Genomic DNA, 23,960 nt, shown 5'->3' on the forward strand with positions numbered 1-23,960 from the left:
CGCACCCCGTTTAATACATCAACTTCACCTGCTGCGCCTTCGCGTGGGCCACGATCTCGTCGTCCGGGCGGCAGTCGCTGACGATGGCATCGAACTGCGCCAGCTCGCCCATTCTTGCCGAACGCACCTTGCCAAACTTGCTGTGATCGACCACCAGCACATGGTACTGCGCGGCGCTCAACGCCCAGTGCTTCACCGGCAGCTCTTCAAGATTAAAGCAGGTCGCGCCCTGACGCACGTTGACGCCCGCGGCGGAATAAAACGCGATATCCGGGCAGAGATTGCTGAGCGTGTCCTGCAGGTTAAGCGGCTTAAAGATGGCGTTGCTGGCATGAAACTCGCCGCCGCAGAGGATCACCCGGCACTCGGGTTTCTCCTGAAGCGCCAGAAAGGTGTTCAGGGAGTAACAGACGGCGGTGAACGGAATGCTGCTGTCGATGGCCTCGATAATCCACGGCGTAGTGGTACCGCAGTCAAAAAACAGCGTCTGGTGCGGCTGTACCAGTGAGGCTGCAAGCCGCGCGGCTTTGCGTTTCTCTTCCACCAGGCGCGTCTTCTGGTCGCTGATCAGATAATGGCTGGCGCTGCGCGGCTCAAGCACAATATACCCGCCCAGCAGCACGACGGGCGCGCTCTCGCTATTCAGATCCCGACGAATGGTCATCTCTGAGACGCCGAGGAGGTTGGCGGCTTCCTTAAGATGCAGCTTATCGCTGCGCTTCAGCGCCTGTAGCAGCTGAGCAATGCGGTCATCGCGACGTGTTTCCATAGTTCCTCGGGATAAAAAAGTGAACCCCCGCAGGGCGGGGGTTCAAGTGTAACCTGTCAGGTTGGGGTTAGTCACGTATCCAGCCTTTGCGGATCGGGATAGCGAAAATGGCACGATAGAGTGAAGACAGCGTGCGGTAGAGCGCTTCACCGAAGAGACTCCACAGGATAGCCGCGCTCACGCAGCCAATCAGCCCGACCAGGAAACCGCCCACCATATCCAGCGGCCAGTGAACGCCCAGGTAAATGCGAGACCAGGCGATTGCCAGGGCTGCCACCATCAGGACCGCACCAGACCACAGGCGATGCCAGAACAGGAAAGCCAGTGCGAAGGTGAAGATCACCGTACCGTGATCGCTCGGGAACGAGTCATCCGGCGCGTGGTGCAGGAAGGTATAGCCCACGTGAGCCACAAAAGGACGGGGGTGCGGGAACACATGACCCAGTGCGAAGCTCACCAGAACGCTCACGCCCAGCGCCATCGCCACTTTGATCACCAGCTGGCGGTGCGCTTTCACCTGGCTACGAGGTCCCCACAGCCAGAGGATGGCGGCCAGCGCGGGCACGATGCTGATCAGATCTTTTGCCAGGAAGGTGGCAAAGTCGATCGTCCACTCAGGCGAGGCCGGGGTGGCGTTGATCAGATAAAACAGCTGATAATTCAGATTCTCTAACATAGCGTTATCACTCTTTAGCAAACCGGGTGGAAATAAGGCCGTAGACCACCACCTGAGAAAACCAGACCCACCACCCAGCCCACAGGTTGTGAGAGAAAAAATGCGCCCCGCGCATGATCTGGCCGTAGCCCATCACCAGGCCTAACACCACGCCCAGCGCGACGAAGGACCAGGCGAGACGCGGACGCTCGCGCCAGAAGGCAAAAAACAGCCCCATCACCATAAAGCCGCTGGAGGCGTGACCGCCGGGGAAGCAGCGCCCCGGACCGCTGTCAGCAGGGACGGCGCTGAACAGGGGATAAGAGACAGCTTTACCGCCATATTCCACCAGATCCCACGGGCAGCTGTGATGGCTCACGCTTTTCAGCACGCCTACCACCAGCGCACCAACGCCCATCAGCAGCGCCGCCGTGACCAGCCTTGCGTTACGCTTGTAAGCGCCGTAAAACAGCGCCACGGCACCTAAGGCGATGGCAATGTACTTCGCCAGACGGTGGTTCAGCAGATCCAGCAGATGATCTTTCTGCAGTGGAAAGCTCTGCGTTGCCGCGTCATACCAAAAACCAGTGATCCATCTGTCGAGCGCTTCATTGCGTGATAACCACGTGAAAAGCACGGCAAGGACGACCAGTACGAAAAGCTGATAACCATAAAAGCGGCCCGGCAAGCGGTAAAGTCGTTTTGTCTTATTTGTCTGTAAGTTAGACAATTCTGAACGGCTGGAAGTGAGTGCCATAATTTGGGGTCGTTGACGAGTAATGGGGCTATCATAAATCTGTCAACTTAAGGAAACCTTAAACGAAGACGATATGTGCTTTATTTCTGTTTATCCTCGATAAATCACTATCTCGGGCTGCGGCATTTCATTAAACTCGTCGCGATTTTGTCATTATAAAGAGATTGCATGTTAAACCGTTCTTCTTCTGGTTCACGTCTGGGTCGTCAGGCGTTGCTTTTCCCTCTGTGTCTGGTGCTCTACGAATTTTCTACCTATATCGGCAACGATATGATCCAGCCCGGTATGCTGGCCGTAGTGGCGCAGTACAACGCGGGAATCGAGTGGGTACCGACCTCCATGACCGCCTATCTGGCCGGCGGCATGTTTTTGCAGTGGCTGTTAGGCCCGCTGTCGGATCGTATTGGCCGTCGTCCGGTGATGCTGACGGGCGTGGTGTGGTTTATCGTCACCTGTCTTGCCACGCTGCTGGCGCAAAACATTGAACAATTTACCCTGCTGCGCTTCCTGCAGGGGGTGAGCCTGTGCTTTATCGGCGCCGTGGGGTATGCCGCCATTCAGGAGTCGTTTGAAGAGGCGGTGTGCATCAAAATTACCGCGCTGATGGCGAACGTGGCGCTTATCGCCCCCTTACTCGGGCCGCTGGTGGGGGCCGCGTGGGTGCACGTTGCGCCGTGGGAAGGGATGTTTGTGCTCTTTGCGCTTCTCGCCGCCTTCGCGTTCTTTGGCCTGCACCGGGCGATGCCGGAAACGGCCACCCGCATCGGCGAGAAACTCTCGCTGAAAGAACTGGGTCGGGATTACAAAGAAGTGCTGAAGAATGGCCGCTTTGTGGCGGGCGCGCTGGCGACCGGGTTCGTTAGCCTGCCGCTGCTGGCGTGGATCGCGCAGTCTCCGGTTATTATCATCAGCGGTGAAAAGCTCAGCAGCTATGAGTATGGTCTGCTGCAGGTACCGATCTTTGGCGCGCTGATTATCGGCAACCTGGTGCTGGCACGTCTGACGTCACGACGCACCGTGCGTTCACTGATTATCATGGGTGGCTGGCCGATTGCGGCAGGGCTGATTCTGGCAGCGGTGGCGACCGTCGCGTCATCCCACGCTTACCTATGGATGACTGCAGGGCTGAGCATTTACGCCTTCGGAATTGGCGTGGCGAACGCCGGGCTGGTGCGCCTGACGCTGTTTGCCAGCGAGATGAGTAAAGGTACGGTGTCAGCGGCGATGGGGATGCTGCAGATGCTGATTTTTACCGTCGGTATCGAAGTGAGCAAGCATGCCTACGCGATGGGCGGCAACGGGCTGTTCAGCCTGTTTAACCTCGCCAACGGCGTGCTGTGGGTTGGCCTGATGGTGGTGTTCCTGAAGGACAAACGCGTCGGGAACGCCCTGCAACCGTGATCTTTATTCCCTCTCCTCGTGGGCTGAGGGTTCCTCACAAAATAATGCCTGCACGGGCGACTCCCTCTCCCTTGAGGGAGAGGGCAGGGGTGAGGGGGAACATACGGCTCTGGTGGTCATTCCGTTCACTTTATGTTTCTTGCTACTCTTTAACGACACGACCTGTGAACGTGCCATGGCGGCTCAATCGCCGCCGCCCTGGCGACCCGGGCTCCCGGCGGTAAATCGCCGCTTCGCGGTGCCCTCAGCTTATTCCTTCAGGCTATCGGGTCGGGCATGAGCCTGCATCCCTGCAGGCCACGCCCTCTCGGCGCATCCGTGCGCCTCGCCCCGGCCTTACGGAAACGCTTCGGCGATTTACAGCCGGACCAGGGCGTTGCTGTAAGCCATTTATTTTCCTGAAACTATATTCATCGCTTCCGGTTAAAAAATGACTGGGGATTCCTATCCCTGTGGGAGAGGGTAAAGCCAACAGACCGCACGCGGTCAATTAAACGGCGCCTCCCCATCCAGCACCTTATCAACCACATCCAGTACGCCTTCATCGTTATTGTGCGGCGCTTCAAAACGCGCCACCGCTTTAATATGCGGTCTGGCATTCGCCATCGCAAAGCTGAACCCGGACTGACGCAGCATCTCCACGTCGTTGCCGCTGTCGCCGAAGGCCACCACGTCGCTGTCGTCAATGCCCCAGCGCTTTTGCAGGATCCGCAGACCGTTGGCTTTATGCACGCCGGGGATGATCAGGTCGATACTGCCGTGACCGGTGGTGACGGGCACCATGATGTCGCTCAGCTTTTCATGCAGCAGCGCCTGAATCCGCGGAATTTCATCGTCAGACACGTTAAGTCCGAACTTGAAGAAAATATCGTTCAGGTTGTCAAAATCACTCACCATTTCCAGACGGTGATAGTACTTCGCCGCGATATCCTTAAAGCCCTCGTCATAGCATTTCAGCGTGTACGCGCTGCTCTTCCCGCAGGCGATGATCTCAATACCCGGCACGTCGCTTAACACGTTCGCGACCGTGTCGAAATGGGCTCTCGACAGTTCACCGTTAAAGACATCTTCTCCTTCGCTCACGACCCAGCCGCCGTTCTCGGCGACGAACGCAATCTCATGCGCAATCTCCGGGAAAAAGGAGGTTAACTGGTAGTACTGGTTGCCGCTGGCGACCACAAAGCGAATGCCTTGCGCCTTCATGCGGGCGTACTGCGCCAGAAAGCGCGGGCGATTATAGGTCTTGGCATCGCTCAGAAAAGTACCATCCATGTCGACGGCGATCAGTTTAACGCTCATATCCCTTCTCCAGTGTCGTTTGTTTCGTTTCCGGCTTTGCCACCGCGCGCGCCACCAGCGCCGCGATGATGACCAACCCTAACACCACCAGCATGGCGCTGCGCAGTCCGTAGTGCTCACCGAGGAAGCCGAGCAGCGGCGGCCCGACCAGGAAGGCAAGGTAGCCCGTGGTTGCCACTACGCTGACGCGCGTCGGGGCATCCGGGCCGGTGTCGCTGGCGGCTGAAATGGTCAGCGGGAAGCCGAGCGACGCACCCAGCCCCCAGAGGATCACCGAGACCCCGGCAATCCAGTCCACATCGACAAAGATGATCATCGCAATACCCAGGCCGCCCAGCAGGGCGCTGGCGCGCACCACCGCCACGCGGCTGTAGCGGTCGATAAACCAGCCGCCGGTGAAGCGACCCACGGTCATCCCCAGCGTAAACCCGGCGTAGATCAGCGATCCGGAGGTCGGGCTAAAGCCGTGGCCGTCCACCATCAGCAGCGGCAGCCAGTCGTTGGCGGAACCTTCCGCGAACGCCATCGCCAGCACCACCACGCCGATCAGCATCAGCTGGAAGTCGCGGTAGAAGGGCAGCCCTTTTTCGGCCGAGTGCTGTTCGTCAGCGGAGTTTTTGCCGTTACCGTCCGGGATGGCCCGGATGCCGGTCAGAATCGGAATAATGCACACCAGCGCCGCCAGCAGAATATGCAGATTGGCGCTCACGCCGGTGGCGGTCAGCGCCATCCCCACGCCGGCACCGGCCAGCGTGCCGAGACTGTAAAAGCCGTGCATCATCGGCAGCACGGTTTTGTTCATCTCACGTTCGACCGCCGCCCCTTCAACGTTGATGGCAACTTCTGCAGAACCGAAGCTACCGCCAAATACCGTCAGGCCCAGGGCGAAGAGCACCGGTGAGGCAAACCACAGCGCCACGCTCAGCACGATCATCCCGAACACCGCGAAGCACATGGTAGTGCGGATCACCGCCCGCGTACCGAAGCGCTTAACCAGCCAGGCAGAGCAGAGAATGCCGCTCATGGAGCCTATCGACAGGCCAAACAGCACGATGCCCATCTCAGCGGTAGAAACGGACAAAATATCGCGAATGGCGGGGGTGCGCGTGGCCCAGGAGGCCATCAGCAGGCCGGGAATGAAGAAGAACATAAACAGCGCCCACAGGCGGAGCTGCAGGGCTTTGCGGGGAGAGGTCAGCGTCATTGGGGTAGCACCAGAAGTACAGCAATAGCGACAACACTAGCAAGTTTGTGTACATTTGTACACAAACCACGTGAGGAATTTATGAGCAGACCACCGAACGATCCGCATCGCCGGGAGAAGATCCTGCAGGCAACGCTCGATACCATTGCCGAGCACGGTATTCACGCCGTCACGCACCGTAAAATCGCCACCTGCGCGGGCGTGCCGCTGGGGTCGATGACCTACTATTTCGACGGCATGGAGCCGCTGCTGGAGGAGGCCTTCACGTGGTTTACCCGGCAGATGTCGCAGCAGTACCGGGATTTCTTTGCCGGCGTCACCGGGCCGGAGATGGCGTGCGAATCCATCACTACCCTGATCCACAGCTCGCAGGTGACCACGCCGCACAACATGGCGCTGATGTACCAGCTCTACGCCTTTATGCACCGCAGCGCGGCGCTCAAAACGGTGATGCAGGACTGGATGAAGATGAGCCAGACCACGCTGGAGCAGTGGTTCGACCCGGTCACCACCCGCGCGCTGGATGCTTTTATCGAAGGGATGACGCTGCACTACGTCACTGACCGGACGCCGCTATCCCGGGAGGAGATTCGGGCGATGGTGGGGAGGATTGCGGGTATCATACCGTTAAATAAAATAAATTAGTTTATATTTTTCAATGTGTTACGATTTTTCTCCATATTGACAATCCGGACTGAACACGTGACTATCCACCGCGTTGGTTATTTACTGTTCAGTGGTTGAGGTTGGCGTTGGGTGAAAAAGTAAGTATATGGTTCGTGCAGGTCAGTCTGGCAAAAAAGAGAGCGTTGTTGGTACTGATGATTTTGGTTCAGGCGGGTCTGCTGATTGGACATCTGCTCTACCAGCGCGGCTATGTGGAGGATAACGCTGCACGTATCCTTCGCAATACGGCGATACTCCAGTCCCAGCAGTTTGATACCAGCCTTAACGCGATGCGCTACCAGATGCGCTTTATCGGTAATGCCTTTCTGCTCAACCATACGGTCACGCCTGAAAATGCGCAGTCATTTCTGAAAGGGGAACTGAAGCGCGCCTGGCTGGATGGCGTTGTCGTCTTTGATGAAGACGGTGATTTTCTTAGCAGCCGCGCACTATTTCCTTTTGAACGCGCTCTGGATGCCTCTACGCTTGCGCAGGCCAGCTTCCGGCAGCGCCCTCTGTTTAACGATTTTCGCCGGGATGAAGTCACCGAAAGCCTGTTTTACTGGCGAAGCAACGGCACGGATAAAAACATGGTGGGGTTCGTGATGTTCCGAGCGGTGCGCGATGCCCATGGTCGCTTTCTGGGCGGTGCGGTGGGTTTCTTCAATGGTCACTCCATGAACGATATGTTCCGCAAAATGGAAGTGCAGGGCTTTGATTTAGGCCATGGCGGGGCGATGGCAGTCCTTGACCGTGACAATGCAGTGCAGCTTGCCCGTATGGGGGCGAATGGCGGTACGCAATTGAACACCTCCGACCCGCGCCTCGCGAAGCTGCTGGAATACGCGAGCGATACCGCACAGGTCCACCGATACACCTCTCCGATTGATGGCGTTGAACGTATGGGGGTATTTCTCAACCTCAACGAACGCAAATGGGTGCTGGCCGTCGGGCTGGCCAGAAAAGACGTGCTGCACGGCTGGTATTATCAGGCACTGTGGACGGCGCTGGCGATTCTGGTTATCTCCCTTACGCAGTGGTTTCTTATGCACTATATCCACGTCAACGCCCTGCAGCGGGCGCGTTTCCAGCAGGAGGCGCGGCACGATCCGCTCACCGGGCTGGCAAACCGTCGTCAGTTTGATGAGTGGTCTTTGCGGGCATGCAATCTTGCCCGCCGGCATCAGCAACCCCTGTGCCTGATGAGCATGGATCTGGATTTCTTTAAGCATATTAACGACACCTGGGGTCATGACGGTGGCGATGCGGTGCTGAAGCATATTGGCAACGCGCTTCCGGCACTGGTGAGAGGCAGCGACATTGTCGCCCGCTTTGGCGGGGAAGAGTTTGTCGTGGCAATGCCGCATACCACTCTTGAGGCGGCCGCTGAGATCGCCGAGCGCGTAAGGATGAGCCTTGCCAGCCAGAACGTCGACTTCAACGGGCAGACGATCCGCTTCACCGCCAGCATGGGGCTCGTGTGCATGACCCCGGATGAACTTGAGATTGAACATGGCATGCAGTCAGCCCTGGCACGAGCCGATCAGGCGCTTTACCGTGCAAAACGTGAGGGGCGCAACCGCGTCTGCGTGTCGAGCTAGCGGGCGGTTGTTTTCTCCAGGCGCTCAGGGCCCGCCGGTAGCTGGCCCTGCCGTCCACCCGAGGATGGATTATTTTTTCAGGATATTCTTCCCGCTGGCGTCCACCACCGCTTCGCCATCCTCTTTTGTAAATGCCCCTTTCTGCACATCCGGCAGAATGTCGAGGACGACTTCAGACGGGCGGCACAGGCGGGTGCCCAGCGGTGTGACCACGATCGGACGGTTAATCAGAATCGGGTGTTGCAGCATATAATCGATAAGCTGGTCGTCGGTGAAGCTATCGTCGGCAAGGCCGAGCTGCTCATAGGGCTCCACGTTTTTACGCAGCAGGTCCCGCCCCGAAATGCCCATATCGGCAATCAGGGTGGTCAGCGCATCGCGCGACGGTGGGGTTTCCAGATAGAGGATAATCTCTGGCTCCGTGCCGCTGTTGCGGATCATCTCCAGCGTGTTGCGCGAGGTGCCGCAGGCGGGGTTGTGGTAAATGGTGATGTGGCTCATATCAGTGGCTCATTACAGTGTGAAGGAGAGACGTAGCGCCAGCGCGGCGAGCGTCACAAACAGGACCGGCAGCGTCATGATGATGCCCGTCCGGAAATAGTAGCCCCAGGTAATCGTCATGTTTTTCTGCGCCAGTACGTGGAGCCAGAGCAGGGTGGCGAGACTGCCGATAGGCGTGATTTTCGGCCCCAGATCGCAGCCAATCACGTTGGCGTAAATCATCGCTTTCAGTAAGTCGGAGCGAAAGTACACATATTAATTTTGCACCATAAGAAATTAACTACCACATGGCATCTAGTGGCATAAAAGCTGCAGTGTGCGCGTGATACATGGATTTGGATGAATCAAAAATTTCGCACAAGCGGGAATGACAAATACGGAAGTCTGGCTCGTAGTTACCAAATGATACATTTATACCACAACATAAAGTTGGCATGGTGGTAGTGGTGTGAGCATTTTTTGTACTTAATCATAGACGTTCATGCCTAGTAAGAGTTATCCTAAAAGAAAGTGCCCTCTAACTCCAAGGTAGGTATTGATATGATAGCTGGATTGTTTATACGCAACGTGAAAACATATCAAGGAATAAATTATATTCCTCTGACGGACTCTCCAAATTTAAGTGGTTTGTTGGGAAATAATGGTATCGGAAAAAGTTCAATTCTTGAAGCTTTAGATACCATACTAAATAATAAAGAATGGAATTATAATTCTGTCGTCAAAAAGAGTGGTCTGGAAAAAACCAGTCCTTATATTGTACCGGTTTTTATACTCGAAGAGACGTTTTTTGATCCTGAAATATTACCTTTCGCTAAAACACTTGATGTCTTAGCTAGGGAAATAAGTTTAGAAGATGCAACTAACACGCAAACGAGGATTATATTAGAGAGCTTTATTCATCATCGCGATCGAATATTGACCCGACATGCTATGCAAGGGAAATTAATAATTCCCATTGGGCGTTTTCATAACAATGATATATCATTATCTGTTTTGGCAGGAAGAACCTTACCTCTAGTGATGGAAAGGGATTCGTTTAACGCGGGATTTGTTTTGCGTGAAAATGAGGAACCAGCACAATTATTCAGTAAATTATCTGAGTATATTACAAATAAATTGGAATATTTATACATACCAAAAGAGATTGATACTGAACTTTTTACGAAGCTAGAAAGTATAGGTACTCAAGTATTAATGGGGGAATCTCTCCATGAAATCCTCGATAGAATCGTTGGTGATTCAACCGTTGGAAGTATAAATCGAGAGTTGAGTGGTTTCCTTGAGGATATTTCAACTAAATTGGTTAACTACACTTATAGAACCACTTCAGACAGACAAAAAAGAATTCAAAAGAAAGAGGTTTATAATTTAATTATACAGGCATTTTTTAATGTTAGGAAGTTACATAAAACACATGGCGAAGAGCATTTTTTGGAAATTAGTAACTTAAGTTCAGGGGAAAAGCAAAAAGCAATTATAGATGTTGCGCATGCATTACTAACAAAACACAGAAGTAATAGTGATAATCTAATCATTGCTATAGATGAACCTGAATCATCGTTACACATGTCAGCTTGTTTCGAACAGTTTCAGGCATTGTCTGAACTTAGTGAAGGATGTCGACAATTACTTTTTTCATCACATTGGTATGGTTTTCTTCCTACCCTTGAGAAAGGCGCAGTGACAATTATCACAAAGAAAGATAATGAGCATCTTTTTGATTTGATTAATTTGGAATCTTATAGAGAGGAAATCAAACAATTAGTTCGCGATAGTAGAGGGAAACTACCATTTGACATAAGAATTAAAAGTATGAATGACTTCACTCAATCACTTTTATCTAGCGCAACAGGTGACAATCCATATAATTGGTTGATTTGTGAAGGTTCTTCTGAAAGAATCTATTTGACCGCTTACTTTGATGATTTAATAAGAAATAATAATCTCCGCATCGTTCCTGTAGGAGGAGCGTCGGAGATCAAGAAGATTTATAATTATCTTTCAGCTTGCTACAAGGATGTTGAAAACGAAATAACGGGTAAGATATATTTGTTGGCTGATACGGATAGTCAATTAGTCCGTTATGAAGTCGGAACGCATCAAAAATTACATTGTAAACGTTTTGTTTTTGATCAAGGCGAAAATAAAGCCATTCTCGTTAAAATTGATTCAAATCCAGTTTCTCCAGCAACGGAGATTGAAGATGTTTTGAATGCAAGGATTTATTATGAAGCATTATTGTCATTTGTTCCTCAATACAACAATTTAAATTTTATCTCTGGAATGAATGTTCCCGATGAAGGTTTAGAATCCTTCTCTGCACTTGATTTGAAAAAAAGTGAAAAAGAGGCTATTAATAGATTTTTTGATGCTGACAATAATAAATTTAACTTTGCTAGGAAATATGTTGAACTGATGACTGAAGAAAATAGCATTCCTGATTGGATTAATGAGATTAGGGATGTCATGACTAGAAGGTAAATATCAGTTCAACTCAATTTTATAGATCGCATGAGGCCAAAATTTTAGAATCTGATGGCCTCACTTTTAAAACAGTAATTTAGTGCAATGCATTTTTGTTTTATATACAACGGCTGTAGTTTGCTGATGTTCAGCACTAACTGTAAGTTAAGTATTGAGGTTTTAGGAAGTAGCAAATAACTGACGAGGCTGAAGTAATTTTAGATAGAGTTTTAAAGTTTGTATTAAGTGGATGAGTAGTTGGTAGCGCTACAGGTAAATCTGAAGTCTATAGCATACAAGCGTATGGTGCTGAATTAGTATGAGCTACTTATAGCGATAGGCTCCGTTATAAATAGCACGAAATTTGACGGTTCATTGGTGAATTGGCTTACGGAAAATTATTCTTAACGAATTTGTTTTCAATCATGTCACTGCGCTGCCAATCTCCTTGTAAGGCCTCGCTCATTAGCAATCTCCATCAATCTTGCCTCCGCAGCAGCCTGACTTCGCATTCCTGAAAGCGTCATTTTAAAGCCATGAGCATTTCCCTGAATGTTTAGTGGTAAGGAAAGCGATGCGATCAGTGTGTCTTCAAGTTCCCAGGGCGCTTCGACAGGATGCCAGTGAACTTTGGCATTCTTTTCCATCCAGGCATCAAGCCATTGCTCGCCAGGGTGAGTAAATGTCATTCTGGATCCAGAGCCTACGCGGCGCAGGGGAAAGCCACTTAAACCACTCAATAACACACCAAGTGTGCGCCTGAGTGTTGATCCAGCCGCATTGCCGCTGTAATGCGTTTTGATTCGTTTCCTTAAGTTCGAACGGCTGGTAGGTTTCCCCCTCTGGTCGGGCGAAATACCAACGTATAGCAGCGTGTAGCCGTCTGAGGTGATGCAGCCCTCGGTCGGCACACCAGGAGGGATTTCCTTAAACCACCAGAAATAGACGCCATTTACTGGCGGAATTGGCGATGGCTTGCTCATTACTTCCGCTCTGCTGTAGGTTTTCTCGGGATAAAAATCGAACATGCGGCTTTCCTTGCTGACGTTTTTCCTGATTTTATTCTTTTGCTGTCAGGGAGCGATAGTTTTCTGAAGCCAGGAAGGAAAAAAGTAAGGGGATAGAGTTTTTGTCTGGTGCTGGCACCCAACATCAGAAAGCAGGGCTGTAAGCGATTGATTCTATGAGTGAGGGAACTTCAGGCAACAAAAAACCCATCAACCTTGAACCAAAACGGCGGGGTTGATGGGCTCCACAAATTGGGGACATCAAAGAAAAGCAGTGGCACTAGTTATGACTGCCCCCTGATAAAAAAGTTCTGCGCGTAACAAAAATATTTTCCGCCACGCGCATTCTTAGGAGTTATCCGAGTCCTGGCCAGATGATGATAATCAGCGTACCCGCCAGCGTCAGCAGCACGTTAGCGATAGCGTACGTGCCCGCATAGCCCAGCGCCGGAATGTTGCTGCGCGCGGTGTCGCTGATGATTTCCATCGCTGGAGCACAGGTACGCGCCCCCATCATCGCCCCGAAGAGCAGGGCGCGGTTCATGCGCAGCACGTAGGCACCGAACAGGAAACAGATAACGACCGGTACCAGGCTGACGATAAGTCCGGAAACCAACATCTGCCAGCCGACGGCACCGAGGCTGTGACCAATCCCGCTGCCCGCGCTTAAGCCGACGCCTGCCATAAAGACCATCAGACCGAACTCTTTCACCATGTTCAGCGCGCCCTGCGGAATGTAGCCGAAGGTCGGGTGGTTGGCTCGCAGGAAGCCCAGCATGATCCCGGCGAACAGCAGACCGGCGGCGTTACCGATGCCGAAACTAAAGTTGCTGAACTGGAAGGTGATCATCCCGATCATCAGGCCAACGATAAAGAAGGCGCAGAAGGCCAGCAGGTCGGTGACCTGGCTGTGAATGGAGATAAAGCCGATGCGGTCGGCCACGGTTTTCACGCGGCGGGCGTCGCCGCTGACCTGCAGAACGTCGCCTTTGTTGAGCACCACGTTGTCGTCGATAGGCATCTCAATCTGGCTGCGGATCACGCGGTTGAGGAAGCAGCCGTGGTCGGTCAGCTTCAGCTGCGCCAGGCGGCGGCCAACGGCGTTATGGTTTTTCACCACGATTTCTTCGGTGACGATACGCATGTCGAGCAGGTCGCGGTCGAACACCTCTTTGCCGTTACGGAAGCTCGGGTCGAGACGGGCGTGGGCGTCCGGGTAACCTACCAGCGCGATGTCATCGCCCATCTGCAGCACCGCGTCGCCGTCCGGGTTCGCCAGAATGCCGTTGCGGCGGATACGTTCGATGTAGCAGCCCGTCTGGCGGTAAATCCCCAGCTCGCGCAGATTTTTGCCGTCAGCCCAGGCAACCAGCTCTGGCCCGACGCGATAGGCGCGGATCACCGGGAGATAGACTTTACGTTTGGAGTCGGTATCCAGACCGCGCTCGCGGGCGATTTGCTGGGCGCTGGTCTGCAGATCCTGATGCTGCAGTTTTGGCAGGTAGCGTGCGCCAACGATCAGGCTCACCAGACCAATCAGATAGGTCAGGGCGTAGCCGAGGCTCAGGTGGTCGAGCGCGGTAGAAAGCTGTGCGCCGGCCATGCCGGAATGGCGCAGGGTATCACCGGCACCCACGAGCACGGGGGTGGAGGTCATGGAGCCTGCCAGCATACCGGCCGTTAACCCGATATCCCAGCCAAACAGTTTACCCAGCCCTAACGCGATCAGCAGCGCGCTGCCGACCATCACCAGCGCCAGCATCAGATAATTTTTGCCGTCGCGGAAGAAAATTGAAAAAAAGTTCGGTCCCGCTTCCACGCCAACGCAAAAAATAAACAGCATAAAACCTAAGTTGAGCGCGTCCGTGTTAATGCTGAAGTGCTGCTGGCCTAATAATAAGGAGACGACTAAAACGCCAATGGAATTACCAAGTTGAACTGAACCCAGGCGCAATTTACCCAGGCAAAGGCCCAGCGCCAGTACCACAAATAATAACAGGATGTAATTCCCATTTAACAAGTCTGCGACGTTTATATTCACGGAGGCTAACTTCTTGTTTACCAGTAAGTTGTTGAATGAAAGGACTTTTTGGGCTACTGTTTTCTGGGTCAGGGAAAGGCGTTAACGCTCCCTGTTTCCTGCTTTATTCCCTAAAACATTAGCTGGCGTGTAGTTTAATCGCATTAGCTACTGACAGCTACTGATTATCGCATCACCCTGTGCGTACTTTGGCAAGGATTGCCGCATTGCTTTATCTGACTGGGCGTCTACCCGACGAAAGTGTATTTGATAGAGATAAGTCAGGAGGATAGTTTGAACATTAAACGAAACTGGGCGGGGGTGATCAGCTGCTTTTTGCTGTTCACGGTCGTATGCATGTCGCTTGCTTTTAACGTGAAAGGTGCATTCAGGGCGTCGGGTCATCCGGAGCTGGGGCTGCTCTTTTTTACGCTGCCGGGGGCTGCTGCCAGTTTTCTCTCCCGTAAAGGGGAGGTGGTGAAGCCGCTGCTGGGCGCCATGCTGGCCGCGCCGCTCTGTTTGCTGCTGATGCGCTTGCTCTATATATCAACGCGGAGTTTCTGGCAGGAACTGGCATGGTTGATGAGCGCCGTATTCTGGTGCGCCCTTGGCGCGCTCTGCTACTTATTTGTGCGCAGTCTGCTTCGGCACCGACGGCACCACAAATAAAAACGCCCTCTCGGTGAGGGCGTCCTTTCATTTCATTACTGGGCAGCAAACAGGCCCAGATGCTCTTTGGCGTAAGCTTCAAAGTCAGTGCAGCCGCCGATGTGTTTCTGATCGAGGAAGATCTGCGGTACGGTTTCAACCGGCTTGCCGACGGTTTTTTCGAGATCCGCTTTGGTGATGCCTTCCGCGTGGATATCCACATAGCGGAAGTTGAAGTCATCGCGCTCTTCGGTCAGTTTCTCAGCCAGCTCTTTCGCGCGCACACAGTAAGGGCACCCTGGACGACCAAAAATTACTGCAAACATTTCTCTCTCCTCAAAAAACAAGCCTGACGGCGAATAGGACATATAGTGCCCGATAACCTGCCGCCATTAAAGAAGGTTTCGCCTGTCGCTTTGATACAGTCAGGCTATGTTTCGCCAATTACATCGCGCAAATCATTGCCTATACTGGCTGCAATACGTATTAAGCACGACAAAGAGAGACAAGATGACACCCACGATTGACCTGCTCCGTTCCCACCGTTCCATTCGCCACTTCACCGATGAGCCGATTACCGAGGCGCAGCGTAACGCGATCATCGACAGCGCCAGGGCGACCTCGAGCTCGAGCTTCCTGCAGTGCACCTCCATTATCCGCATCACCGACCCGGCCATGCGTGAGCAACTGGTGACGCAGACCGGCGGGCAGAAGCATGTGGCGCAGGCAGCGGAGTTCTGGGTGTTCTGCGCCGACTTCAACCGTCATCTGCAGATCTGCCCTGAGGCCGAGCTGGGGCTGGCCGAACAGCTGCTGCTGGGCGTGGTGGATACCGCGCTGATGGCGCAAAACGCCTTCACGGCGGCGGAGTCGCTGGGGTTAGGCGGTGTCTACATCGGCGGCCTGCGCAATAACATCGAAAGCGTGACCGAGCTGCTGAAGCTGCCAAAACACGTGCTGCCGCTGTTTGGCCTGTGCCTCGGCTGGCCGGCGGATAACCCGGATCTGAAGCCGCGCATTCCTGCGGCGATGCTGGTGCACGAAAACCACTACCAGCCGGTCGATCAGGATGTCCTGAATCAATACGATGAAGAGCTGGCGAACTACTACATGACGCGCGGCAGCAATAACCGTCGTGATACCTGGACCGACCATATTCGTCGCACCATCATTAAAGAAAATCGCCCGTTTATTCTTGATTATCTGCACAAACAGGGCTGGGCGACGCGATAGTCCATTTATCCTGTGCCTGCCTGCGTATATGATACGCAGGCTTTTTCCATGTCTTCAGAGAGGTGCAGGGTGAAAATTGCCATATTGTCCCGGGATGGAACGCTCTATTCATGTAAGCGCCTGAGAGAAGCGGCGGCGAAACGCGGGCATCAGGTTGAGATCCTCGACCCGATGTCCTGCTATATGAACATCGACCCGGCCGCCTCGTCGATTCACTACAAAGGCCGCAAGCTGCCGCACTTTGATGCGGTCATCCCCCGCATCGGCTCCCAGATTACCTACTACGGCACCGCCGCGCTGCGCCAGTTCGAGATGCTGGGCAGCTATCCGCTCAACGAATCCGTTGCCATTTCCCGCGCCCGCGACAAGCTGCGCTCGCTGCAACTCCTTGCCCGTCAGGGGATCGATCTCCCCGTCACGGGGATTGCCCATTCACCGGACGACACCAGCGATCTGATCGACATGGTTGGCGGCGCCCCTTTGGTGATCAAGCTGGTGGAAGGCACCCAGGGCATTGGCGTGGTGCTGGCGGAGACGCGTCAGGCAGCGGAGAGCGTGATTGACGCCTTCCGCGGGCTGAATGCCCACATTCTGGTGCAGGAGTATATTGAAGAGGCCAAAGGGCGCGACATCCGCTGCTTCGTCGTGGGAAACGAGGTGGTGGCAGCCATTGAGCGTCAGGCGAAAGAGGGCGATTTCCGCTCTAATCTTCACCGCGGCGGCGTCGCGCGCGTGGCCGATATCAGCGACCGCGAGCGGGAAATTGCGGTGAAAGCGGCGCAAACCCTGGGGCTGGACGTCGCAGGTGTAGATCTGCTGCGGGCGACGCGGGGGCCACTGGTGATGGAGGTGAACGCCTCGCCGGGGCTGGAAGGCGTGGAAAAAACCACCGGGGTCGATATTGCGGGTAAAATGATCTCATGGATCGAGCGTCATGCCACGCCGGGTTACTGTCTGAAAACGGGTGGTTAAATGGATTACCGCGCGCTTTTTGAGTACCCTATGCGAAGTTTTTATTAAAGAGGCTGCATCGCGATGGATTTACAGGTCGTACCTACACTGGATACGTTACGTCAATGGCTTGATGATGCCGGAATTACGTTCTTCGAATGCGATTCCTGCCAGGCGCTGCATCTGCCTCATATGCAGAATTTCGACGGCATTTTCGATGCCAAAATCGATCTCATTAACGACGTGATCCTTTTCTCCGCGCTGGCCGAAGTGAAGCCGTCCGCGCTGCTGGCGCTGGCCTCCGACCTGTCGGCCATCAATGCCAGTTCTTTGACGGTGAAGGCATTTCTCGACATACAGGACGATAATCTGCCAAAACTGGTCGTTTGCCAGTCTTTATTCTCCGGGGCAGGGCTGTCGTTCAAGCAGTTCGCCTGGTTTATGCGCTTGAGCGAAGAGCAAATTTCGATGGTGATGATGGAAGCCAATGCACACCATCTGCTGTATAGCGCGGAAGATGATGCAGAGAATAATGATGCATCTCCCAATTTTCTTCACTAAGCCTGTCTGACTTTTGCGCAGTCGCTGCCATGGCGGCTGCAGAAGGCCATTTTTTCTGCTGCTTTTAACCTTTCTTTAAAGAATTATTCACCTCCCTGAAGGCCGTTTCGGCTTATCACGTAGACATAACCTGCATAAAAAATTGATAAAAGGCGTTTTTTCGTCTGGGCTATAGCCGGGGACACGGGCTACAGTTATTCTTGCGATGCTTAAAAAAGCGAGCGGAAACTGCCGGGTAAAGAGGTTTCTTTTTATTTTGGGCAGAGCGACAAACTATGCATGATTATTGCATATCTTCAGATTGCACAGTTTTAGTTCGTTTGTTAACGAGCTTTCAGAAGGAATAACACTATGATCGCCTTGAATAAAAAATGGTTATCGGGTCTGGTTGCGGGTGCTCTGATGGCCGTCTCTGCCGGCACGCTCGCTGCGGAACAAAAAACGCTGCACGTTTATAACTGGTCTGACTATATTGCGCCGGACACGGTGGCAAATTTTGAAAAAGAGACCGGCATTAAAGTGGTCTATGACGTGTTCGATTCCAACGAAGTGCTGGAAGGAAAACTGATGGCGGGCAGCACCGGGTTTGACCTCGTGGTGCCTTCCGCAAGCTTCCTGGAGCGTCAGCTAACGGCAGGCGTCTTCCAGCCGCTGGACAAGAGCAAGTTACCGAACTGGAAAAACCTCGATCCGGAAGTGCTGAAGCTGGTGGCTAAGCATGACCCGGACAACAAATACGCCATGCCTTACCTGTGGGCGACTACCGGTATCGGCTACAACGTTGATAAAGTCAAAGCGGTGCTGGGCCCGGACGTGAAGCTGGACAGCTGGGACGTGGTGCTGAAGCCGGAAAACCTTGAGAAGCTGAAAAGCTGCGGCGTCTCCTTCCTCGATGCGCCGGAAGAGATTTTCGCCACCGTGCTGAACTACCTGGGCAAAGACCCGAACAGCAGTAAAGCCGATGATTACACCGGTCCGGCGACCGATCTGCTGCTGAAGCTGCGTCCAAACATTCGTTACTTCCACTCGTCCCAGTACATTAACGACCTGGCGAACGGCGACATCTGCGTCGCGATCGGCTGGGCAGGGGACGTATGGCAGGCGGCTAACCGCGCGAAAGAGGCGAAAAACGGCGTGAACGTCTCTTACTTCATTCCGAAGGAGGGGGCGCTGGCCTTCTTTGACGTCTTCGCGATGCCGACTGACGCTAAAAACAAAGACGAAGCGTATCAGTTCCTCAACTACCTGATGCGTCCTGACGTGATCGCCCACATCAGCGACCACGTTTACTACGCGAACGGTAACAAGGCCTCCGTGCCGCTGGTGAGCGAAGAAATCCGCAATAACCCGGCTATCTATCCGCCAGAGGATGTGTTCGCCAAGCTCTTCACCCTGAAAGTACAGGATCCAAAAATCGACCGCGTGCGTACCCGCGCGTGGACCAAGGTGAAAAGCGGTAAATAAGTTACCGTGAGTCACAGGCCGGGCAAGCGAAGCGTGTCCGGCAACAGGCGCACCGTTCTGGTGCGCCTGCACCATGATTTGATCTCTACCGGAGAACACCCCGTGAATGACGCGATCCCCCGCCCGCAGGCGAAAGTCCGTAAAGCGCTGACCCCGCTTCTTGAAATACGTAACCTCACCAAATCTTTCGATGGCCAGCATGCCGTGGACGACGTCAGCCTGACGATCTTTAAAGGCGAAATTTTTGCCCTTCTGGGGGCCTCTGGCTGCGGTAAATCGACCCTGCTGCGTATGCTGGCCGGTTTTGAACAGCCCACTGCCGGGCAGATCATGCTTGATGGCGTGGATCTCTCCAGCGTGCCGCCGTATCAGCGCCCGATCAACATGATGTTCCAGTCTTACGCGCTGTTCCCGCACATGACGGTGGAGCAGAACATCGCCTTTGGCCTGAAGCAGGACAAACTGCCGAAAGCGGAAATTACCGCGCGCGTGGCCGAGATGCTGAGCCTGGTGCACATGCAGGAGTTCGCGAAGCGTAAGCCGCACCAGCTCTCCGGCGGCCAGCGCCAGCGCGTGGCCCTGGCACGCAGCCTGGCAAAACGCCCAAAACTCTTGCTGCTTGATGAACCGATGGGCGCGCTGGATAAAAAACTGCGCGACCGTATGCAGCTCGAAGTGGTCGATATCCTCGAGCGCGTGGGGGTGACCTGCGTGATGGTGACCCACGACCAGGAAGAAGCCATGACCATGGCCGGACGTATCGCGATCATGAACCGCGGCAAGTTCGTGCAGATTGGCGAGCCGGAAGAGATTTATGAGCATCCGACCACCAGATACAGCGCGGAGTTCATTGGCTCGGTTAACGTCTTCGAAGGGCTGCTGAAAGATCGTCAGGAGGATGGCCTGGTTATCGAATCGCCGGGGCTGCAGCATCCGCTTAAGGTCGATCCTGATAACTCGGTGGTGGATAACGTGCCGGTCTACGTCGCGCTGCGTCCGGAGAAAATCATGCTCTGTGAGGATCCGCCTGCCGATGGCTATAACTTTGCCGTGGGCGAAGTGGTGCACATTGCCTATCTGGGCGATCTGTCCATCTACCACGTGCGCCTGAAAAGTGGGCAGATGCTCAGCGCGCAGCTGCAGAACGAACATCGCTATCGCAAGGGACAGCCGACCTGGGGCGACGAAGTGCGCCTGTGCTGGGACGCTGACAGTTGCGTCGTGCTGACGGTATAAGGAGCGATCATGAGCACACTTGAACCTCCAGCCCGCGTCGAAAAGCCGGGCGGCTTTGCCCACTGGCTGACGCGCATGCAGATGAAGCACGGCCGCAAGCTGGTGATCGCCATGCCGTACGTGTGGCTGATCCTGCTGTTCCTGCTGCCGTTCCTGATTGTTTTCAAGATAAGCCTGGCGGAAATGGCGCGGGCGATACCGCCCTATACCAACCTGCTGGACTGGGCCGACGGGCAGCTGACGCTGACGCTTAATCTCGGCAACTTCCTGCAGCTCACCGACGACCCGCTCTATTTCGAAGCCTATCTGCAGTCGCTGCAGGTGGCGGCGATCTCGACGCTCTGCTGTCTGGTGATGGGCTACCCGCTGGCGTGGGCGGTGGCGCACAGCAAGCCGTCGACGCGTAACATCCTGCTGCTGCTGGTAATTTTGCCGTCGTGGACCTCGTTCCTGATCCGCGTTTACGCCTGGATGGGGATCCTGAAAAACAACGGCGTGCTGAATAACTTTCTCATGTGGCTCGGGGTTATCGATCAGCCGCTGACGATCCTGCACACCAACCTCGCGGTCTATATCGGCATTGTGTACGCCTATCTGCCGTTTATGGTGCTGCCGATTTACACGGCGCTGACGCGTATTGATTATTCGCTGGTGGAAGCGTCGCTCGATCTCGGCGCGCGTCCGTTAAAAACCTTCTTCAGCGTCATTGTCCCGCTGACCAAAGGCGGCATCATCGCCGGGTCGATGCTGGTCTTTATCCCGGCGGTGGGGGAGTTTGTGATCCCGGAACTGCTTGGCGGCCCGGACAGCATCATGATTGGCCGCGTGCTGTGGCAGGAGTTCTTCAATAACCGCGACTGGCCGGTGGCCTCGGCGGTAGCGATTGTGATGCTCCTGCTGCTGATCGTGCCGATCATGTGGTTCCACAAGCATCAGCAGAAACAGATGGGAGACCACGGATGAACAACTTACCGGTAGTGCGCTCCCCGTGGCGAATTGCGATCCTCGTTATCGGCTTTACCTTCCTGTATGCGCCGATGCTGATGCTGGTGATCTACTCCTTCAACAGCTCTAAGCTGGTGACGGTCTGGGCGGGCTGGTCGACGCGCTGGTACAGCGAGCTGTTCCACGATGATGCGATGATGAGCGCGGTGGGGCTGAGCCTGACCATTGCCGCCCTGGCGGCGACCATGGCGTCCGTGCTGGGCACGATCGCCGCGCTGGTGATGGTGCGCTTCGGGCGTTTTCGCGGCTCGAACGGCTTCGCCTTTATGATCACCGCGCCGCTGGTCATGCCGGACGTGATCACCGGTCTCGCGCTGCTGCTGCTGTTCGTGGCCCTGGCGCACGCCATCGGCTGGCCTGCGGATCGCGGCATGTTCACCATCTGGCTGGCGCACGTCACCTTCTGTACGGCCTACGTGGCGGTGGTGATCTCCTCGCGCCTGCGCGAGCTGGATCGCTCCATAGAAGAGGCGGCGATGGATCTTGGCGCGACGCCGCTGAAGGTCTTTTTCATCATCACTCTGCCGATGATTATGCCGGCGGTGATCTCCGGCTGGCTGCTGGCGTTTACGCTGTCGCTGGACGATCTGGTTATCGCCAGCTTTGTCTCCGGCCCGGGCGCGACGACGCTGCCGATGCTGGTCTTCTCCAGCGTGCGTATGGGGGTCAACCCGGAGATCAACGCCCTGGCCTCTATCATCCTCGGCGTGGTCGGAATTGTCGGATTTATCGCCTGGTATTTGATGGCGCGCGCGGAAAAACAGCGCGTGCGCGATATCCAGCGTGCAAGACGCGGCTGAAGGATTTAAAATTTCCAGTGATGTGCCGCGCATGACGCGGCACTGTTTTTCAGGGAAGTAAAACATTGGGATTATTAAAAAAATCACGTATTACGCACGCACGTCCTAACGTACCTGCACTGGTTCAGGTGGCGGCGCTCGCCATTATTATGATCCGCTGCCTGGACGTGCTGATGATTCTGAATACCCTGGGCGTGCGCGGCATCGGTGAATTCATTCACCGCAGCGTGCAGACGTGGAATCTGACGCTGGTCTTTTTGAGCAGCCTGGTGCTGGTGTTTATCGAGATCTACTGCGCGTTTTCGCTGGTCAAAGGGCGCAACTGGGCGCGCTGGGTCTATCTGCTGACGCAGATTACCGCGGCGAGCTATCTGTGGGCCGCCTCGCTGGGGTACGGCTACCCGGAGCTGTTCAGCATTGCCGGTGAATCTAAACGCGAGATCCTGCGCGCGCTGTTTATGCAAAAACTGCCGGACATGCTGGTGCTCTTTCTACTCTTCGTTCCGGCTTCCAGTCGGCGGTTCTTCCGCCTGCAATAATGTGTATAATCGCAGCCCTCGTGATTTTTAAGGTTTTCATATGCAGTGCGCACTCTATGACGCCGGACGCTGCCGCTCCTGTCAGTGGATAGAACAGCCGGTCTCTCAACAACTCACCGCCAAAATGGCCGACCTGCAACAGCTGCTGGCAGAACACGCGGTGGGCGAGTGGTGCGCACCCGTCAGCGGCCCTGAGCAGGGCTTTCGCAATAAAGCCAAAATGGTGGTCAGCGGCAGCGTAGAAAAACCGCTGCTGGGGATGCTGCACCGCGACGGCACGCCGGAAGACTTAACCGACTGCCCGCTGTATCCCGCCTCCTTTGCGCCGGTCTTTGCGGCGCTTAAGCCGTTTATCGTGCGGGCGGGGTTAACGCCCTACAGCGTGGCCCGCAAGCGCGGCGAGCTGAAGTACCTTCTGCTGACCGAAAGCCAGATCGACGGCGGCATGATGCTGCGCTTCGTGCTGCGCTCTGAAACCAAGCTGGCGCAGCTTCGCGTGGCGCTGCCGTGGCTGCAGGCGCAGCTCCCGCAGCTAAAGGTCATTACGGCGAACATTCAGCCGGTGCATATGGCGATCATGGAAGGGGAAAAAGAGATTTTCTTCACCGACCAGCACGCGCTGGCGGAGAGCTTCAACGGCGTGCCGCTGTGGATCCGCCCGCAAAGCTTCTTCCAGACGAACCCGACCGTGGCAAGCGGCCTGTACGCTACCGCCCGCGACTGGGTTCGAGCGTTGAACGTTCACCACATGTGGGATCTGTTCTGCGGCGTGGGCGGGTTTGGCCTGCACTGCGCGACGCCGGAGATGCAGCTCACCGGGATTGAGATCTCTGCCGAAGCGATTGCCTGCGCGAAACAGTCTGCCGCCGAACTGGGGTTAACGAATCTGCACTTCCAGGCGCTGGACTCCACGCAGTTCGCGACCGGCCAGGGCAACGTGCCTGAGCTTGTGCTGGTCAACCCGCCGCGCCGCGGCATAGGCAATGCGCTGTGCGACTACCTGAGCCAGATGGCGCCGGAATACATCATCTATTCCAGCTGCAACGCGCAGACTATGGCGAAAGACATTGCGCAACTACCGGGCTATCGCATTGAACGCGTTCAGCTTTTTGATATGTTCCCGCATACCGCGCACTATGAAGTGCTGACGTTGCTCGTAAAATCTTAAACAAAATGTGAA

The 23,960-nt window shown here is 54.7% G+C and carries 23 protein-coding genes and 1 pseudogene; 14 read left to right on the plus strand and 10 right to left on the minus strand.

The window, feature by feature from the left end; genetic code table 11:
• Positions 1 to 10 precede the first annotated feature (10 nt).
• The 3 genes from deoR to ACMGG5_RS13175 all read right to left on the minus strand — a co-directional run bounded on the left by deoR (position 11) and on the right by ACMGG5_RS13175 (position 2,181).
• Positions 11 to 769, minus strand: coding sequence for a DNA-binding transcriptional repressor DeoR (deoR, locus tag ACMGG5_RS13165; protein WP_008503427.1), 759 nt, complete (start codon positions 767 to 769; stop codon positions 11 to 13).
• A gap of 67 nt (positions 770 to 836) precedes the next feature.
• On the minus strand, positions 837 to 1,445 hold the full coding sequence (ybjG, locus tag ACMGG5_RS13170) for an undecaprenyl-diphosphate phosphatase (RefSeq protein ID WP_024908675.1): 609 nt from the start codon (positions 1,443 to 1,445) through the stop codon (positions 837 to 839).
• 7 nt (positions 1,446 to 1,452) lie between these two features.
• On the minus strand, positions 1,453 to 2,181 hold the full coding sequence (locus ACMGG5_RS13175) for a phosphatase PAP2 family protein (RefSeq protein WP_157188820.1): 729 nt from the start codon (positions 2,179 to 2,181) through the stop codon (positions 1,453 to 1,455).
• 168 nt (positions 2,182 to 2,349) lie between these two features.
• Between ACMGG5_RS13175 and ACMGG5_RS13180 the strand changes: the two genes are divergently transcribed.
• A complete protein-coding gene (locus ACMGG5_RS13180; RefSeq protein ID WP_032649341.1) occupies positions 2,350 to 3,582 on the plus strand; it encodes an MFS transporter in 1,233 nt (410 codons plus the stop codon).
• A gap of 486 nt (positions 3,583 to 4,068) precedes the next feature.
• On the opposite strand, the gene ACMGG5_RS13185 is transcribed toward ACMGG5_RS13180, so the two are convergent.
• A complete protein-coding gene (locus ACMGG5_RS13185) occupies positions 4,069 to 4,881 on the minus strand; it encodes a Cof-type HAD-IIB family hydrolase (RefSeq protein WP_420277958.1) in 813 nt (270 codons plus the stop codon).
• On the minus strand, positions 4,871 to 6,085 hold the full coding sequence (locus ACMGG5_RS13190; RefSeq protein WP_420277959.1) for an MFS transporter: 1,215 nt from the start codon (positions 6,083 to 6,085) through the stop codon (positions 4,871 to 4,873). Before ACMGG5_RS13190 ends, ACMGG5_RS13185 begins: the two co-directional genes overlap by 11 nt.
• A gap of 81 nt (positions 6,086 to 6,166) precedes the next feature.
• On the opposite strand from ACMGG5_RS13190, the gene ACMGG5_RS13195 reads away from it, so the two are divergent.
• A complete protein-coding gene (locus ACMGG5_RS13195) occupies positions 6,167 to 6,730 on the plus strand; it encodes a TetR/AcrR family transcriptional regulator (protein ID WP_420277960.1) in 564 nt (187 codons plus the stop codon).
• Positions 6,731 to 6,906: 176 nt separating this feature from the next.
• Positions 6,907 to 8,352, plus strand: a complete 1,446-nt coding sequence (locus ACMGG5_RS13200) for a sensor domain-containing diguanylate cyclase (protein WP_420278621.1) — start codon at positions 6,907 to 6,909, stop codon at positions 8,350 to 8,352.
• 69 nt (positions 8,353 to 8,421) lie between these two features.
• On the opposite strand, the gene arsC is transcribed toward ACMGG5_RS13200, so the two are convergent.
• Both arsC and ACMGG5_RS13210 read right to left on the minus strand, forming a co-directional pair.
• Complete coding sequence (gene arsC / locus ACMGG5_RS13205) at positions 8,422 to 8,853, minus strand: glutaredoxin-dependent arsenate reductase (RefSeq protein WP_420277961.1); 432 nt, start codon at positions 8,851 to 8,853, stop codon at positions 8,422 to 8,424.
• Between the two features lie 12 nt (positions 8,854 to 8,865).
• Positions 8,866 to 9,081: pseudogene (locus ACMGG5_RS13210) on the minus strand (ArsB/NhaD family transporter); the annotation flags it as partial.
• A gap of 312 nt (positions 9,082 to 9,393) precedes the next feature.
• Here ACMGG5_RS13210 and ACMGG5_RS13215 point away from each other — a divergent pair.
• On the plus strand, positions 9,394 to 11,334 hold the full coding sequence (locus tag ACMGG5_RS13215; protein ID WP_420277962.1) for an AAA family ATPase: 1,941 nt from the start codon (positions 9,394 to 9,396) through the stop codon (positions 11,332 to 11,334).
• Between the two features lie 410 nt (positions 11,335 to 11,744).
• Here ACMGG5_RS13215 and ACMGG5_RS13220 read toward each other — a convergent pair whose 3' ends face one another.
• On the minus strand, positions 11,745 to 12,344 hold the full coding sequence (locus tag ACMGG5_RS13220; RefSeq protein WP_420277963.1) for a GIY-YIG nuclease family protein: 600 nt from the start codon (positions 12,342 to 12,344) through the stop codon (positions 11,745 to 11,747).
• Positions 12,345 to 12,678: 334 nt separating this feature from the next.
• The gene (locus ACMGG5_RS13225; protein WP_014169303.1) at positions 12,679 to 14,364 is read right to left on the minus strand and encodes an aspartate:alanine antiporter; all 1,686 of its coding nucleotides are present in this window, start codon (positions 14,362 to 14,364) and stop codon (positions 12,679 to 12,681) included.
• 273 nt (positions 14,365 to 14,637) lie between these two features.
• Here ACMGG5_RS13225 and ACMGG5_RS13230 point away from each other — a divergent pair, with 273 nt between their 5' ends.
• On the plus strand, positions 14,638 to 15,012 hold the full coding sequence (locus ACMGG5_RS13230; RefSeq protein WP_024907859.1) for an inner membrane protein YbjM: 375 nt from the start codon (positions 14,638 to 14,640) through the stop codon (positions 15,010 to 15,012).
• A 35-nt stretch (positions 15,013 to 15,047) separates the two neighbouring features.
• Here the strand turns inward: ACMGG5_RS13230 and ACMGG5_RS13235 are convergent, their stop codons facing one another.
• Positions 15,048 to 15,317, minus strand: coding sequence for a GrxA family glutaredoxin (locus ACMGG5_RS13235; protein ID WP_006809455.1), 270 nt, complete (start codon positions 15,315 to 15,317; stop codon positions 15,048 to 15,050).
• A gap of 184 nt (positions 15,318 to 15,501) precedes the next feature.
• Between ACMGG5_RS13235 and nfsA the strand changes: the two genes are divergently transcribed.
• From nfsA to rlmC, 9 genes are all read left to right on the plus strand, one after another.
• Complete coding sequence (gene nfsA / locus ACMGG5_RS13240; RefSeq protein WP_420277964.1) at positions 15,502 to 16,224, plus strand: nitroreductase NfsA; 723 nt, start codon at positions 15,502 to 15,504, stop codon at positions 16,222 to 16,224.
• Between the two features lie 69 nt (positions 16,225 to 16,293).
• The gene (rimK, locus tag ACMGG5_RS13245; protein WP_048990925.1) at positions 16,294 to 17,196 is read left to right on the plus strand and encodes a 30S ribosomal protein S6--L-glutamate ligase; all 903 of its coding nucleotides are present in this window, start codon (positions 16,294 to 16,296) and stop codon (positions 17,194 to 17,196) included.
• A 63-nt stretch (positions 17,197 to 17,259) separates the two neighbouring features.
• The gene (locus ACMGG5_RS13250) at positions 17,260 to 17,736 is read left to right on the plus strand and encodes a YbjN domain-containing protein (RefSeq protein ID WP_003858385.1); all 477 of its coding nucleotides are present in this window, start codon (positions 17,260 to 17,262) and stop codon (positions 17,734 to 17,736) included.
• Positions 17,737 to 18,087: 351 nt separating this feature from the next.
• Positions 18,088 to 19,200, plus strand: a complete 1,113-nt coding sequence (gene potF, locus ACMGG5_RS13255) for a spermidine/putrescine ABC transporter substrate-binding protein PotF (protein ID WP_420277965.1) — start codon at positions 18,088 to 18,090, stop codon at positions 19,198 to 19,200.
• A 102-nt stretch (positions 19,201 to 19,302) separates the two neighbouring features.
• Positions 19,303 to 20,436, plus strand: a complete 1,134-nt coding sequence (gene potG / locus ACMGG5_RS13260) for a putrescine ABC transporter ATP-binding subunit PotG (protein ID WP_148768830.1) — start codon at positions 19,303 to 19,305, stop codon at positions 20,434 to 20,436.
• A 9-nt stretch (positions 20,437 to 20,445) separates the two neighbouring features.
• Entirely contained in the window at positions 20,446 to 21,399 is a 954-nt protein-coding gene (gene potH / locus ACMGG5_RS13265; RefSeq protein WP_024907854.1) for a putrescine ABC transporter permease PotH, read from the plus strand.
• On the plus strand, positions 21,396 to 22,241 hold the full coding sequence (gene potI / locus ACMGG5_RS13270; RefSeq protein WP_420277966.1) for a putrescine ABC transporter permease PotI: 846 nt from the start codon (positions 21,396 to 21,398) through the stop codon (positions 22,239 to 22,241). Before potH ends, potI begins: the two co-directional genes overlap by 4 nt.
• Positions 22,242 to 22,306: 65 nt before the next feature.
• Positions 22,307 to 22,780 (plus strand): YbjO family protein, encoded by a 474-nt coding sequence (locus ACMGG5_RS13275; protein WP_024907853.1) that lies wholly within the window; start codon positions 22,307 to 22,309, stop codon positions 22,778 to 22,780.
• 40 nt (positions 22,781 to 22,820) lie between these two features.
• Positions 22,821 to 23,948, plus strand: a complete 1,128-nt coding sequence (gene rlmC / locus ACMGG5_RS13280; protein WP_420277967.1) for a 23S rRNA (uracil(747)-C(5))-methyltransferase RlmC — start codon at positions 22,821 to 22,823, stop codon at positions 23,946 to 23,948.
• The last annotated feature ends 12 nt before the right edge of the window (positions 23,949 to 23,960 follow it).

Origin of the sequence: Enterobacter sp. BNK-34, assembly GCF_048684445.1 — a bacterium.
In the GTDB taxonomy this organism is placed as follows: domain Bacteria; phylum Pseudomonadota; class Gammaproteobacteria; order Enterobacterales; family Enterobacteriaceae; genus Enterobacter; species Enterobacter pseudoroggenkampii.